The organism is Curtobacterium sp. AB7 (assembly GCF_044909335.1).
Lineage (GTDB): Bacteria > Actinomycetota > Actinomycetes > Actinomycetales > Microbacteriaceae > Curtobacterium.
Genome location: NZ_JBIYED010000004.1, coordinates 82,062 through 95,424 on the forward strand (window position 1 = coordinate 82,062; position 13,363 = coordinate 95,424).

Consider the following 13,363-nt stretch of genomic DNA (forward strand, 5'->3'; position numbering starts at 1 on the left):
CAGGGCGGTGAACGCCCCACAGCAGAGCACGGACCCGACCAGACCGGGCCCGTGAAGAAGGGGCTCCGCCAGGACTTCGATGCGCGTGCCCGAGCGGCCCGCACCGACTTCGAGGCGCAGCTCCGCCAGCGCAAGGCCGACTTCGGTGCGCGCAACGAGGCCCTGACGGCGCGGACCGGGCGCAACCTGCCGGCGGCGATCGGCATCGCGCTCGCGTTCGCCGTGGTCATGCTCGGCACGCTCCTCATCTGGCCGCCGTCGTTCATGGTCGTGGCGGCGTTCCTGCTCGGCGTGGGCGTCTACGAGCTCACGAGCGCCATGCGCTTCGCGGGCCGGGACGTCCCGCGGATCCCGAGCGTCGCCGTCGCGATCGCGATCGTGCCGGCGGCGTTCCTGCTCGGGCAGGTCGCGGCACTCTTCACGCTGCTCGGTGGCATCGTCCTGATCAGCCTCTGGCGTCTGGTCGAGGTCGCGCTCTCGCGGCAGAAGCCGTCGGCAGGCGACGTGTTCCGAGACGTCACGAACGGCCTGTTCGTGCAGGCGTACATCTCGTTGCTCGGCGCCTGCGTCGTCCTGCTCTCCGCGCAGTCGCGGGGCAACCTCTGGGTGATCGGTTTCATCCTCGTCGTCGTCGCTGTCGACACCGGTGCGTACGCCACCGGGTTGAACCTCGGCAAGCACCCGATGGCGCCGCGGATCAGCCCGAAGAAGACGTGGGAGGGCTTCGCCGGCTCGGTCGCAGCGAGCATCATCGTCGGCATCCTGGTCGCCTGGCTCATGCTCGGCCTGCCGTGGTGGACCGGCGTCGTCCTCGGCGTGCTGATCTCGGGGTCGGCGACCCTGGGTGACCTCACCGAGTCGATGATCAAGCGCGACCTGGGCATCAAGGACATCTCGTCCTTCCTGCCCGGGCACGGCGGTCTGCTCGACCGCATCGACAGCATCCTGCCGTCGGCTGCCGTCGCCTACGTGCTGTACCTGATCGTCAACCACTGACCGACCTCGATCGACCTCGTCGGCCCACCCTGAGCGCTGCCCTCAGCGCGCCCAGGTTGTGCCACGGTTCGGGACTGGCAGAATGACGCCGTGGCCACCACCTTCCCGACCGCAGCCCGCTCCGCCCTCGGATACGACGTCGACGAGGTCGAGCGTTTCCTCGAGGACGCCCGTCGTGCGTACTCCGCCGACGACAGCGCCCCCGGCATCGAGGCGGCGAAGATCCGTGCCACCGCGTTCTCGATGCGCAAGGGCGGCTACTCGACCTCGCACGTCGACGCAGCGCTGGAGCGTCTCGAGGACGCCTTCGCGGCCCGGGAGCGCGAGCGGGAGATCGGCGATGCCGGGCAGAAGGCCTGGTACGCCGAAGCCCGCACGAAGGCCTCCGACGTCGTGGCTCGCCTCGAGCGGCCCGACGGACAGCGGTTCAGCCGGGTGAGCGTGCTCGGCACCGGTTACCACCCGAAGGACGTCGACGCGTTCGCGGCCCGCCTCGGCGGCTACTTCCGCGAGGGCAAGCCGCTGAGCCTCACCGAGGTGCGGTCGATCGTGTTCCGCCCGAAGCACGGCGGCTACCGCGAAGCCCAGGTCGACGCGCTGCTCGACGCCGTCGTCGAGGTCATGCTCGCCGTCCGCTGACGACGCGCTGCACCCAGGTGCTTCGCTTTCCGTGATCGTTCCGTTACCCTGGTCCTACTCATGGGCAGGCACACGGCAGACCACAGCTCCGACCGCGATCTCCGCGAGCACCTGAGCCTCCAGGCTTCGGGTGAACGCCGCGCGGCACTGAACCGAACCCGTACGGCGGACACCTCGGTGCTCCAGGCGAACCCGCAGGTCCTGCCGGAGACCGGTCCCGTCGCGACGCCGAAGTCGGTCGCGGCGAACCGCGTGTCCGACGAACGCATCGCCGCGTTCGCGCACGAGGCCCCAGCGTCCCGGGTGGACCCGCGTGCCGTGAAGCAGCAGAACGCGACGGCGATCCAGCGCACCGCGACGGCGCAGCAGCCGAACCGTGGCGCAGCCGCTGCGGTCAACGCCTTCGCACGGAAGCGTTCCTCGGTTCCCGCGTTCTCGTTCGTCGGGGTCTTCCTCTTCGTCGGGGCGTCGCTCTTCAACCCGCTCCAGGCCGACGTCGCGCAGGCCGCGGTCGACACCCCGGTGCTCGTGAAGACGCCGCAGGCCCCGCAGCAGTACACCGCGCACGGCACCTACGGCGACGCCGCTGCCGACCGCGACGGCTACGGCGTGACCGTGCCGGCCCCCAAGGTCGTCAAGCCCGTCGTCGAAGAAGCAGCCGACGACGCCACCACCGACGAGACGACCGACGCCGCCGCGACCGAGAGCGTCTCCGCCGCGAACACGCTGGCCGCCGTGGCCGCGACGCCCGACGCGGGCAGCGCACAGGCCATCGCCCTGCAGCTCGTCACGGCCCGGGGCTGGGGAACCGACCAGTACAACTGCCTCGTCTCGCTATGGAACAAGGAGTCCGGCTGGCGGGTGAACGCCTACAACCCCAGCGGTGCGTACGGCATCCCGCAGGCGCTCCCGGGCAGCAAGATGGCGACCGCCGGTGCCGACTGGCAGACGAACCCCGCAACGCAGATCACCTGGGGGCTCAACTACATCGCCGGTGTCTACGGCACGCCCTGCGGCGCCTGGGGCCACAGCCAGGCGAACAACTGGTACTGATCGGCAGTTGGGGTGCCGCGCAGCAACCGGCCGCGGCGTCCCCGTGGTCGCGACGTCGAGCCTGACGAGGACACCGGCCTCGACCGGCTGATGAGTTCGTGGAAGCGCACCGAGGTGCGTCGCGGGCGCGAGTACCTCGTCCAGCCCGTCTCCGCGGCGTCGGCGCTGAAGGAGTACGTCTGCCCCGGGTGCGGCGGAACCGTCCTGCCCGGCACCGCTCACGTGGTGGTCTGGCGATCCGACGGGGTCCTCGGCGACGCTGCTGACCTGGCATCACGCCGACACTGGCACAACCACTGCTGGAGCATCGCATGACCGACGACGGCGAGATCCGCTCCGCCACGCAGCTGCCCGCCCGCCGCACCGACGTCGAGCTCGTCACCGACGACCACGTCACGCTGGTCGGGGAACTCGCCGAACCGGCGTCGGGCCCGGCACGGGGCACCGTCGTGACGCTGCACCCACTGCCGACCGCGCACGGCTTCATGGACTCGCACGTGCTCAAGAAGGCCGCCGCGCGTCTGCCGGCTCTGGCGGACATCGCGGTCCTGCGCTTCAACTTCCGGTCGGTGACGTCGCCGCGCGGCACGTCCGAGGGCGTGTTCGGCGAGGGCGTCTCCGAGGGCTTCGACCTACGCGCCGCCGTTGCCGAGGTGGTCGACCGTGGTCTTCCGACGCCGTGGTTGGTCGGGTGGTCCTTCGGCACCGAGGTGATCCTCAAGCACGCCCTCGAGCACGTCGAGGCCGGCACCGTGGCGGGCGTGGTCCTGCTCTCACCGCCGTTGCACCGCACCACGGAGGACGAGCTCGCGCGCTGGGCGGCCGTGGACGTCCCGGTGGTGGCCCTGGTGCCCGAGCACGACGACTTCCTGCAGCCCGACGAAGCGATCGCCCGGTTCGCCGTCGCCCCGAACGTCCGGGTCGTCCCGATCGAGGGCGCGAAGCACCTGTGGGTCGGGGAGCGGTACGTCCGGATCGTCCTCGACGCCGTTGCCGACCTCGTCGTGCCGGGCAGCGCGCCGCTGCCGACGCACTGGCCGGTCTGACGGCATCCACCGGTTCGACGCACGGTGCGTGCCGACCTCGGTGCGGTGAGCGGACCGGGAGGCGCGACCCGCGCCTCCCGGTCGGCTCGCGTCAGCGTTCGGTCGCGTCCACTGCGTCGTCGGCTGCTCCAGGGGCGGTCCCCAGCAGGCCGGTCGCGTGCGTGAGCACGCCGCGCAGGTTCTCCAGGTAGCCCGCCACGGCCTCGCGCTCGGTGCGGATCGCCGACAGTCGGTCCTCGGCCTCGGCGGTGATGGCAGCCGTCCGCTCCTCGGCATCGGAGACCATCCGGTGCACGCGGTCCTGGGCGTCGGCGACGATGGTGCGGGCGTGCTCCTGCGCCTCGGCGGTGCTGGTGCGCTCGAGGTCGTCGGCTTCCTGCTGGAGCCGTTCGGCGCGCTCACGGGCCTCGGTGGCACGGCGCGTGGCCTCGGCGAGCTGCAGGTTCGCCTCGTCGAGGTACTTCTGCGTCTCGGTGACGGTCTCGTGGTGCTTCTGCAGGTAGTCCTGCTCGGCGTCGTCCCGGCGTGCGGAGAGCTCGGACTCGAGCGTCGTGCGGGCCTCGTCGCGCTCGCGGGCGACCTCGGCGCGGGCCTCGTCACGTTCCTTCGCCAGGTCGGCGCGGGCCGTGTCGATCTCCTGACGGAGGGCGGTGCGCTCGGACTCGAGCGTGTCGAGCTCTGCCGAGCGGCGGTCGGCGATCTCGGTGTCCACCTCGGCGTGCTCGCGTTCGCGGCGTGCGGCGAGCGCGTTCTCGTGCTCGCGGTCCGCGCGTTCGGCGGCAGCATCGGCTTCGGCGCGCTCCCGCTCGATTCGGGTGTCGTGCTCCTCGAGCTCGCGTGCGATGCGATCGGCGGTCTCGTGCACGAGCCGCTCGTTCTCGACGCGCGTCTGTTCCTCGTCGACGCGCAGCTGCGCACGCGATGCCTCGGCCTCCTGCGCCAGGGCGGCACGCGCCGAGGCGAGTTCCCGGTCCCACTCGGCACGGGCTGCGGCGAGTTCCTCGTCCACGACACGGCGGCGGTCGGCGAACTCGCCGTCGATCTCGGCGCGGCGGCGGTCGACCTCGGCCTGCAGCTCGGCGCGGCCGGTCTCGATCGCCAGGGCGTGCGCCTGCTGCTGCTCGTCGCGCTCCCGGTGCCACGCAGCACGCCCCTCGGCGACCTCGCGCTCGAGTGCCTGACGGCGGGTGGACTCCTCGTGGTCGAGGTCCTCGACCCGGCGGGCGTGGTCGGCCTCGAACACGGAGCGGCGGTGCTCGGTCTCGCGGTCGAGGTCGGCCGCGGCGGTGCGCGAGTCGGCCGACTCGCGCTGGGCGATCTCGCGCAGCTCGGCGACCTCGTGCTCGACCTGGGCGCGCAGGGCGTTCGTCTCACGGATGGCGACGGAGCGGACCTCGGCGGCCTCGGTCACCGCGGCACCTCTGATGGCGGCGGCCTCGTTGCGGGCGTCCTGTGTCAGGAGGCCGGCTTCGGCACGGGCACGCTCGACGGTGTCGGCGGCCTCGGCCCGAGCACGGGTGAGTTCGTTGGTCGAGCGGGTGCGCGCGTCCTCGAGGGTGTCGCGGGCTTCCTCCTGCGCCTCGCGCACGGTGCGGTCGGCCTCGGCCCGGCTCGACGCCCGCAGACGCTGCGCGTCGATGTCCGCCTGACTGATGAGACGAGTGGACTGCTCCTCCGCCACGCGCAGGGTGGACTCGAGTCGTGTGCCCAGGCCGCTGTAGGTGGGGGTGCCGGCTTCGTCGAGCTCGCCCTGGAGCTCGGAGACGCGGGACTGCAGGAGACGGATCTCCTTCGCGGCGTCGGCACGGTCGGTGTTCGACTTGATGAGCTCACGGCGCAGGTCGTTCAGTGAGCGGTCGACGTCGTCGCGGCGGTACCCGCGCAGCTCGGTCCCGAACTCTGCCTCGTCGTTCGCCACGTGTCGCTCCTGGGTGCTCGGCGGAGGGCCCGATCCGGCCCGCGGTCGATTGTAGTGGTGGCCCGACGGGGTCGTCTGAGTCCGGCGACAGCCCGGATGGATGCGCTGCTCAGCCATGCTCGCTATCCTGAGTCGCTGATTCGCGCGCCGACATCCCCACCCCGGCGCGGTAGGGAGAGTGTTCGTGCGATTCGTCCTGGCGATCGTCAGTTTCGTCATCGGCCTGCTGCTCGTCGCGTTGGCGGTCGGACAGCGGACCGTGTTCGCTCCGCCGTCCTCGCTCGTCGCGGACAGCTCGACCACCAGCTCCGCTCCGGTCACCGTGATCCCCGGGTCGACGCTCAACGCGAACCCCGGCTACCAGCGCATCAACGTGTCCGGCTCCGGCAAGGTCTTCGCGGCGTACGGCAAGACGGCCGACGTCGACGCGTGGGTCGGCGACGCCGAGCACACCACGCTCCGGTTCGACGCCGAGAGCGCGAAGCTGGTGGGCAAGACCACCGGCTCCGAGGCGTCCGTCCCGTCGCCGAAGGGCAGCGACCTCTGGTACCAGGAGTACGACGGCTCCGGGCAGTTCACGGTCCGTCTGCCACAGGACGTCTCGGTCCTCATCGTCAGCGACGGCACCGCCGCCGCCCCGAGCGACGTCTCGGTCACCTGGCCGAAGGACACCGCGACGCCGTCCGTCGGGCCACTGCTGGTCGCCGGTGGCGTCTTCGCACTCGGCGGCATCGTGCTGCTGGTCCTGGCGTTCCTGCACCAGCGCCGCGGTCGTGGGCCGCGTCGTCGCAGCGGTGGCACCCGACCGCCGCGCGTGCGGGCGTCGCGCCGCGCCGCCGCCGCCGGTGCCCAGGTCCCGACCCGGGGTCGCCGCGGTTCGCGCGCGTTCATCGCGGTCCCCGTGGTGCTCGTCGGCACGCTCGCACTGGCCGGCTGCTCGTCCGACTACTGGCCGCAGGGTGGGGATCCCTCGCTCGCGACCCCGACCCCCACGGCCAGCGCGACCGGCGTGGCGGAGACCACCGAGCCCACGGCGGCGACCAAGCAGCAGATCACCCGCGTGGTCGAGCGGATCGCAGCGGTCGCCGAGAAGGCCGACGGAGCCCGCGACACCGACCTCGCGACGACCCGGTTCACCGGTGCCGCGCTCGACCTGCGGACGGCGAACTACGCCATCCGCGGCAAGGACTCCGAGGTCAAGGCCCCGCCGGCGATCTCAGCCGGCCAGGTGTGCGTCGCGTTGCCGCAGCAGACCGACACGTGGCCGCGCACGGTCTTCGTGATCGTCGCCGAGGACTGCGACGCCAAGTCGGCACCGCAGGCCCTGACGCTCGTGCAGGACACCGCGCGCGACCCGTACAAGGTCGCCTACGACGTCTCGCTCGAGGCCGACGCGAAGATCCCGAGCCTCGCGCCGACGTCGATCGGCGCGGCGCTCCTGGCCCCGCAGTCGAAGCTCCTCGCGATCGCCCCGGACCAGGTCGCGACCGCCTACGGCGACATCCTGTCCAAGGACTCGAAGAGCGAGTACTCCGACCTGTTCGCCACCGAGGGTGACGGCCTTCGCACCACCATCGGCAAGGCGTACAAGGACAAGAAGGCGGAGTCCCTGCCGGACACGGCGAAGATCGAGTACTCGTCCGAGGCCCCGGAGGACTCCTCCGTCGCGATCGCGACCGACGACGCCGGCGCGCTCGTCTCCGCCGACCTCAACGAGATCGAGAAGGTGACCCCGACCGCCTCCGGCGCCGAGGTCAACACCGAGGGTGCCGTCAAGGCACTGTCCGGGGTCGACACGAGCAAGAAGGGCATCAGCGCCACGTACGGCGTCCAGCTGCTCTTCTACGTGCCACCGGTCGCCTCGGATGACAAAGTGGTCCTGCTCGGGTTCACGCAGGGCCTGACCGCAGCGAGTGAGGTGCAATGAGCAACATCCCCCCGACCCCGTCCGGGCTCCGCGGAGCCGTGGACCTGTCGTCCCTCGTCGACCGCGCACAGCGGCCGCCCCAGCCGCCCGCCGGTGCTCCGGCGCAGGCGGGAAGCCCGACCGGAGCTGCGGTGCCGGGCACCGAGACCGGTGGCGACCTGACCGTCCCGTCGCTCGTCCTCGACGTCACCGACGACACGTTCCAGGACGTCCTGGAGCTGTCGTCCGTGGTGCCGGTCATCGTCGACATCTGGGCCGAGTGGTGCGGGCCGTGCAAGCAGCTCTCGCCGATCCTCGAGCAGCTGACCGCCGAGTACGGCGGGCGCGTGCTGCTCGCCAAGGTTGACGCCGACACGAACCCGCAGCTCGTCCAGGCGTTCCAGGCGCAGTCGATCCCGACCGTGGCCGCGCTGATCGGCGGACGCCCGCTCGGGCTCTTCGTCGGCGCGCTGCCCGAGGCGCAGGTCCGCGACGTCTACGAGCAGGTCCTCCAGGCAGCCGAGCAGAACGGCGTCTCCGGTCGCGTCACCGTGGACGGTGCCGCCGCGACCGACGACGCCGCCGAGCAGGGCGAGCCGGAGCCCGAGCCGCTGCCGCCGCACCACCAGGCCGCGTACGACGCGATCGAGCAGGGCGACTACGCCACGGCGATCACCGAGTACAAGACCGCGATCCTGCAGGACCCGCACGACCAGATGGCCGTCGCGGGGCTCGCGCAGGTGTCGCTGCTGGACCGGCTGAACGGCCACACCGCCGACGACATCCGTGCCGCCGCCGGCGCGGGTCCGAAGGACGTCCCGGCGCAGCTCGCGGTCGCCGACCTCGACATCTCCGGTGGCCACGTCGAGGACGCCTTCGGGCGCCTGCTCGACCTGGTGCCGACGGTGTTCGGCGAGGACCGTGAAGCCCTGCGCGTCCGCCTCGTCGAGTACTTCGAGCTCATCGGGACCGACGACCCGCGCGTGGTCGCGGCCCGCCGTCGCCTGGCGAGCGCCCTGTACTAGACGCGCGCGACGAACGGACGGGAGGCCCGTGGCGGATCCGCCACGGGCCTCCCGTCCGTTCGTGCGGGCGTTCCGACCCCTTGCGCAGGCCATGAGATGACGAATCGCGCGTGGGAGGCCGGGATGTCCGGCCTCCCACGCGCGAAACGGCTTCGTACGCGCGGAACGTCCTACTGCGCGAGCTCGAGCCAGACGGCGCCGAGCGGCGGCACCACGAGGTGCGCCGACGCCGGGCGGCCGGCCCACGGGGTGTCCTCGGCCGTGACGACCCCGAGGTTGCCGACACCGGAGCCGCCGTACTCTGCGGCGTCGGTGTTGAGCACCTCGTGCCACTCACCGGCGCTCGGCAGGCCGAACCGCCGCTCGACGGGCACGCCCGAGAAGTTCACGAACACCGCCAGCCGGTCGTCGCCGGCCTTGCGCAGGAACCCGAGTGTCGAGTGGGGTGCGTCGCCGCCCTCGATCCACTCGACGCCGTCGGCCGTGCTGTCGTGCGTCCAGAGGGCGGGCGTGTCCTTGTAGACCCGGTTCAGGGCAGCGACGAGGTCCTGCACGCCGCGGTGCCCGGGTTGGTCGAGAAGCCACCAGTCGAGCCCCTTCGCCTCGGACCACTCTGCGGGCTGGGCGAACTCCTGCCCCATGAAGAGCAGCTGCTTGCCGGGGTGCGCCCACATGAACGCCAGGTAGGCCCGGACGTTCGCGAGCTTCTGCCACTCGTCGCCGGGCATCTTGCCGTAGAGCGAGCCCTTGCCGTGCACGACCTCGTCGTGGCTGATCGGCAGGGTGAACTGCTCACTGAAGGCGTAGACGAACGAGAACGTGATCTCGTCGTGGTGGTAGCTGCGGTATGCGGGGTCGCGCTGCACGTACTCGAGCGAGTCGTGCATCCAGCCCATGTTCCACTTCTGGCCGAACCCGAGCCCACCAGCGCTGGTCGGCTGGGTCACGCCGGGCCACGAGGTGCTCTCCTCGGCGATCATCACGATGCCCGGGTAGCGCTTGTACGCGGTGGCGTTCGTCTCCTGCAGGAACGCGACGGCGTCGAGGTTCTCGCGGCCGCCGTGGATGTTCGGCAGCCAGTCGGTGCGGGAGTAGTCGAGGTACAGGATCGAGGCGACGGCGTCGACGCGCAGGCCGTCGATGTGGAACTCCTCGAGCCAGTACAGGGCGTTGGCGACCAGGAAGTTCCGGACCTGCGGCTGCCCGAAGTCGAACACGTACGTGCCCCAGTCGAGCTGCTCGCCGCGGCGGGGATCCGGGTGCTCGAACAGCGCGTGGCCATCGAAGCGTCCGAGTGCCCACTCGTCCTTCGGGAAGTGTCCGGGGACCCAGTCCATGATCACGCCGATGCCGGCGGAGTGCAGGCGGTCGATCAGGTACCGCAGGTCGTCGGGGGAGCCGTAGCGTGCGGTCGGGGCGTAGTACCCGGTGACCTGGTAGCCCCACGAACCGCCGAACGGGTGCTCGGCGAGCGGCAGGAACTCCACGTGCGTGAAGCCCGTGTACTGCACGTGCCCGATGAGCTGGTCAGCGACCTCGCGGTACGACAGCCCGGGGCGCCACGAGCCGAGGTGGACCTCGTAGACGCTCATCGGCTGGTCGTGCGTGGTCGTCTCCGCGCGGCGTTCCATCCAGGCGCGGTCGCCGTCGGACCACGTGTAGCTCGACTCGGTGATGACCGAGGCGGTGGCCGGGGCGATCTCGGCCTCGCGGGCGAACGGGTCCGCGCGCTCGACCCAGCCGGAGTCGGTGAGGATCTGGAACTTGTACCGCTGCCCCGCGACGGCCCCGGGCCAGAACAGCTCCCAGACGCCGAGGTCGCTCAGACGGCGCATCGCCGTGGTGCGGCCCTCCCAGCCCTCGAAGTCGCCGATCACGCGGACGGCGGTGGCTCGGGGTGCCCACACGGCGAACGCGACGCCGTCGACGCCGTCGATCGTGCGGACGTGCGCGCCGAGGTGGTGCCAGAGCTGCTCGTCGCGGCCCTCACCGAACAGGTGCAGGTCGAGTTCGCCGAGCGTCGGGGCGAACCGGTACGCGTCGTCCGTCGTCCAGGTGGCGTCGTCCTCTTCCGAGGACTCGTCGAAGTCGTAGTCGGCCTCGACCCGGTAGCGCCCGAGCTCCTCGGCGGTGGCACCGGCCCAGAGACCGTCGCCCTCGTGGGTCAACTCGACGTCGTCGCCGTCGAGCCGGACGAGCCGGACCGCCTGCGCCAGGTGACGCACCACGCGGACGCTCGTGCCGCCGTCGACGGCGTGCGGGCCGAGGACGTCGTGGGGCTGGGACCAGCGGCCCTCGGCGACCTGTTGGCGCAGCCACTGCTCGACCGGAGCCGGGCGCGGGCTCGTGCTGTCGGCGGTGGCGGGCTCGGGATCCGGCAGTGTCGGGAGGGCGGTCGACGGCGCAACGGTGGACGGGCCTCCGGTCGGAGTGCCCGAGGACGCGACGGCGTCGACGGACGGTCCCCGCGGGTGCGTCGCGTCGGCGGGGTGCCCCGCCAGCGTGGCGGACTCGGCGACACCGCGGTCGGGCGCCTCGCGCGGTGCAGCGGGAGCACCGGGCAGGTCCTCGTCGGGGGCGGAGACCCGCGGCTCGTAGCGCGGTTCCGGCGCGGCGTCGGACGGCGTCCGCGCGGGCACGGGCGGCGGCGGAGGCGGTACCGGCGGCACGGCGGGGCCGCGGCGCGACGGCGGGGTCGGCTGGGGTGCGGTCGGGTCGTTCGTCATCGGTGCAGTCCTTCCACGACGAGCAGGTGCACGGGTTCCTGGAACGCGTCCAGGCGGACGTAGTTCGACGCGCCCCAGACCCAGCGCTGCCCGGTCACGACGTCACGGACGTCGAACCGGCTGTCGGCCGGCAGGCCGAGCGCAGCGAGGTCCAGGTGCACGGTGGTCTCACGCGCCGAGTGTGGGTCGACGTTCGCCACGACGATCACGGTGTCGGCGTGCCCGGAGCGGATGAACTCGCCGGACAGGTGCTTCGAGTACACGACGGTCGCGGGGTCGTCCGCCGCGTGCACGTGCAGGTTCCGCAGCTGGCGGAGCGCAGGGTGCGCGGCACGGAGTCGGTTGAGCATCGTCACGTACGGGGCGAGCGATGCGCCCTCGGCCTCGGCCAGGGCGAAGTCACGCGGCTTGTACTCGTACTTCTCGTTGTCGATGTTCTCTTCCGAGCCCGGTCGGGCGACGTCCTCGAACAGCTCGTACCCGGAGTACATGCCCCACGTCGGGGCGCCCGTCGCGGCGAGCGCCGCACGCACCTTGTACCCGGCGCGACCACCGAACTGCAGGTACTCGGTGAGGATGTCCGGCGTGTTCACGAACAGGTTCGGGCGCAGGTAGTCGCTCGTCTCGTGCGACAGCTCCTCGAAGTAGGACTCGACCTCTTCCTTCGTGTTCCGCCACGTGAAGTACGAGTACGACTGCTGGAACCCGACCTCTGCCAGTGCGCGCATCATCGCCGGACGGGTGAACGCCTCGGCCAGGAACACGGTGTCCGGGTGCTCGTCGCGGACTTCGCGGATCACGCGCTCCCAGAACCAGAGCGGCTTGGTGTGCGGATTGTCGACCCGGAAGATCCGGATGCCGAAGTCGATCCAGTGCCGCAGGACGCGGAGGACCTCGGCGACCAGGCCCTCGGGGTCGGAGTCGAACTGGATCGGGTAGATGTCCTGGTAGCGCTTCGGCGGGTTCTCGGCCGTGGCGATCGAGCCGTCGGCGCGTTGCGTGAACCAGTTCGGGTGCTCGGTGACCCAGGGGTGGTCGGGGGAGCACTGCAACGCGAAGTCGAGCGCCACTTCCATGCCGGTGTTCTTCGCGGTCTCGACGAAGTCGCGGAAGTCGTCCTCCGACCCGAGGTCGGGGTGGATCGCGTCGTGACCGCCCTCGGGGGAGCCGATCGCCCAGGGGCTGCCGGGGTCGTGCGGCCCCGGGGTGAGCGTGTTGTTCGGGCCCTTGCGTGCGGTCGTGCCGATCGGGTGGATCGGCGGCAGGTAGACGACGTCGAAGCCCATCCGGGCGACGGCGGGCAGACGACGGGCAGCGGTGCGGAAGTCGCCGCTCTTCCACGAGCCGTCCGCGTTCTTCTTCGCGCCTTCGCTGCGCGGGAAGAACTCGTACCAGGCGCCGACGCCGGCGCGGGTGCGCTCGACGTCGAGCAGCTGCGTCGGAGAGTGCGTGCGGAGCGAGGTGAGCGGGGCTTCCTCGACCTCGGCCACGATGCGCGGGTCGTCGACGGCGGCCAGGCGCTCGGCCGGGTCGAGGTCGGTGTCACGCACCTTGGCTGCCGCACGGGTGGCGGCGGGGGAGTCGGTCTCGTCGGCGAGGCGGTCGAGCAGCAGGGCGCCGTCGAGGAGCGTCGCCTCGGTGTCCACCCCGGCCGCGATCTTCAACCGTGCGGCGTGCAGCCACGTGGCCCAGTCGTCGGAGTAGGACTCGACGTGCCAGGTCCAGACGCCGACGTGGTCGACCTGGACGGTCGCCTCGTACCGGTCGGTCCCGGGCGCGCCGAGGGCCAGGGGGACGGTCCTGGTGCCCCCGTCCGGGCGTTCGAGGACGAGGTCGGCGCCGATGATGCCGTGTCCTTCTCGGAAGACGGTCGCACCGAACGTGATCACCTCGCCGTCGAACGCCTTGCCGGGGAACCCGTTCGGCGTCCTCGGGGCGAGCTCGGTGATCGGGATGCGCCCGATCTTCGGTCGGCGGGGTCGGTCTGCGGTGGCCACGTGCCGAACCTACCCGGAAGCCGCCCGGACGTTCCCCGGAACGCGTGTCGTGTGGAC

Annotated in this window: 10 protein-coding genes; 7 read left to right on the forward strand and 3 right to left on the reverse strand. The window is 71.7% G+C overall.

The genetic code is table 11. From position 1 onward, the window contains the following. The first annotated feature begins 51 nt into the window (after positions 1 to 51). The 5 genes from ABH929_RS10670 to ABH929_RS10690 all read left to right on the forward strand — a co-directional run bounded on the left by ABH929_RS10670 (position 52) and on the right by ABH929_RS10690 (position 3,734). The gene (locus tag ABH929_RS10670; RefSeq protein ID WP_263091523.1) at positions 52 to 996 is read left to right on the forward strand and encodes a phosphatidate cytidylyltransferase; all 945 of its coding nucleotides are present in this window, start codon (positions 52 to 54) and stop codon (positions 994 to 996) included. Between the two features lie 90 nt (positions 997 to 1,086). After that, positions 1,087 to 1,635, forward strand: coding sequence for a DivIVA domain-containing protein (locus ABH929_RS10675; RefSeq protein WP_205462596.1), 549 nt, complete (start codon positions 1,087 to 1,089; stop codon positions 1,633 to 1,635). A gap of 60 nt (positions 1,636 to 1,695) precedes the next feature. Next, a complete protein-coding gene (locus ABH929_RS10680; RefSeq protein WP_404561187.1) occupies positions 1,696 to 2,688 on the forward strand; it encodes a transglycosylase SLT domain-containing protein in 993 nt (330 codons plus the stop codon). Positions 2,689 to 2,700: 12 nt separating this feature from the next. Further along, positions 2,701 to 3,003, forward strand: a complete 303-nt coding sequence (locus ABH929_RS10685) for a hypothetical protein (protein ID WP_240347341.1) — start codon at positions 2,701 to 2,703, stop codon at positions 3,001 to 3,003. After that, a complete protein-coding gene (locus tag ABH929_RS10690) occupies positions 3,000 to 3,734 on the forward strand; it encodes an alpha/beta hydrolase (RefSeq protein WP_404561188.1) in 735 nt (244 codons plus the stop codon). The genes ABH929_RS10685 and ABH929_RS10690 overlap by 4 nt, the downstream gene beginning before the upstream one ends. 91 nt (positions 3,735 to 3,825) lie before the next feature. Here the strand turns inward: ABH929_RS10690 and ABH929_RS10695 are convergent, their stop codons facing one another. After that, the gene (locus tag ABH929_RS10695; RefSeq protein WP_404561189.1) at positions 3,826 to 5,652 is read right to left on the reverse strand and encodes a hypothetical protein; all 1,827 of its coding nucleotides are present in this window, start codon (positions 5,650 to 5,652) and stop codon (positions 3,826 to 3,828) included. Between the two features lie 184 nt (positions 5,653 to 5,836). Here ABH929_RS10695 and ABH929_RS10700 point away from each other — a divergent pair, with 184 nt between their 5' ends. Together ABH929_RS10700 and ABH929_RS10705 are read left to right on the forward strand one after the other, a co-directional pair. Beyond that, entirely contained in the window at positions 5,837 to 7,579 is a 1,743-nt protein-coding gene (locus ABH929_RS10700; protein ID WP_404561190.1) for a hypothetical protein, read from the forward strand. After that, positions 7,576 to 8,583, forward strand: coding sequence for a tetratricopeptide repeat protein (locus tag ABH929_RS10705; protein ID WP_263091528.1), 1,008 nt, complete (start codon positions 7,576 to 7,578; stop codon positions 8,581 to 8,583). The genes ABH929_RS10700 and ABH929_RS10705 overlap by 4 nt, the downstream gene beginning before the upstream one ends. 170 nt (positions 8,584 to 8,753) lie before the next feature. Here the strand turns inward: ABH929_RS10705 and glgB are convergent, their stop codons facing one another. Continuing rightward, positions 8,754 to 11,309: a 1,4-alpha-glucan branching protein GlgB gene (gene glgB / locus ABH929_RS10710; RefSeq protein WP_404561191.1), complete on the reverse strand. Its 2,556-nt coding sequence runs from the start codon at positions 11,307 to 11,309 to the stop codon at positions 8,754 to 8,756. Beyond that, the gene (locus ABH929_RS10715) at positions 11,306 to 13,306 is read right to left on the reverse strand and encodes a maltotransferase domain-containing protein (protein WP_404561192.1); all 2,001 of its coding nucleotides are present in this window, start codon (positions 13,304 to 13,306) and stop codon (positions 11,306 to 11,308) included. Before ABH929_RS10715 ends, glgB begins: the two co-directional genes overlap by 4 nt. Positions 13,307 to 13,363: the final 57 nt, after the last annotated feature.

What these genes read in the sequence shown, in the direction of transcription:
- ABH929_RS10680 (WP_404561187.1), top strand. Translation starts at nt 1,696, where the DNA reads ATGGGCAGGCACACGGCAGACCACAGCTCCGACCGCGATCTCCGCGAG.
- ABH929_RS10690 (WP_404561188.1), top strand. Translation starts at nt 3,000, where the DNA reads ATGACCGACGACGGCGAGATCCGCTCCGCCACGCAGCTGCCCGCCCGC.
- ABH929_RS10705 (WP_263091528.1), top strand. Translation starts at nt 7,576, where the DNA reads ATGAGCAACATCCCCCCGACCCCGTCCGGGCTCCGCGGAGCCGTGGAC.
- glgB (WP_404561191.1), bottom strand. Translation starts at nt 11,309, where the DNA reads ATGACGAACGACCCGACCGCACCCCAGCCGACCCCGCCGTCGCGCCGC.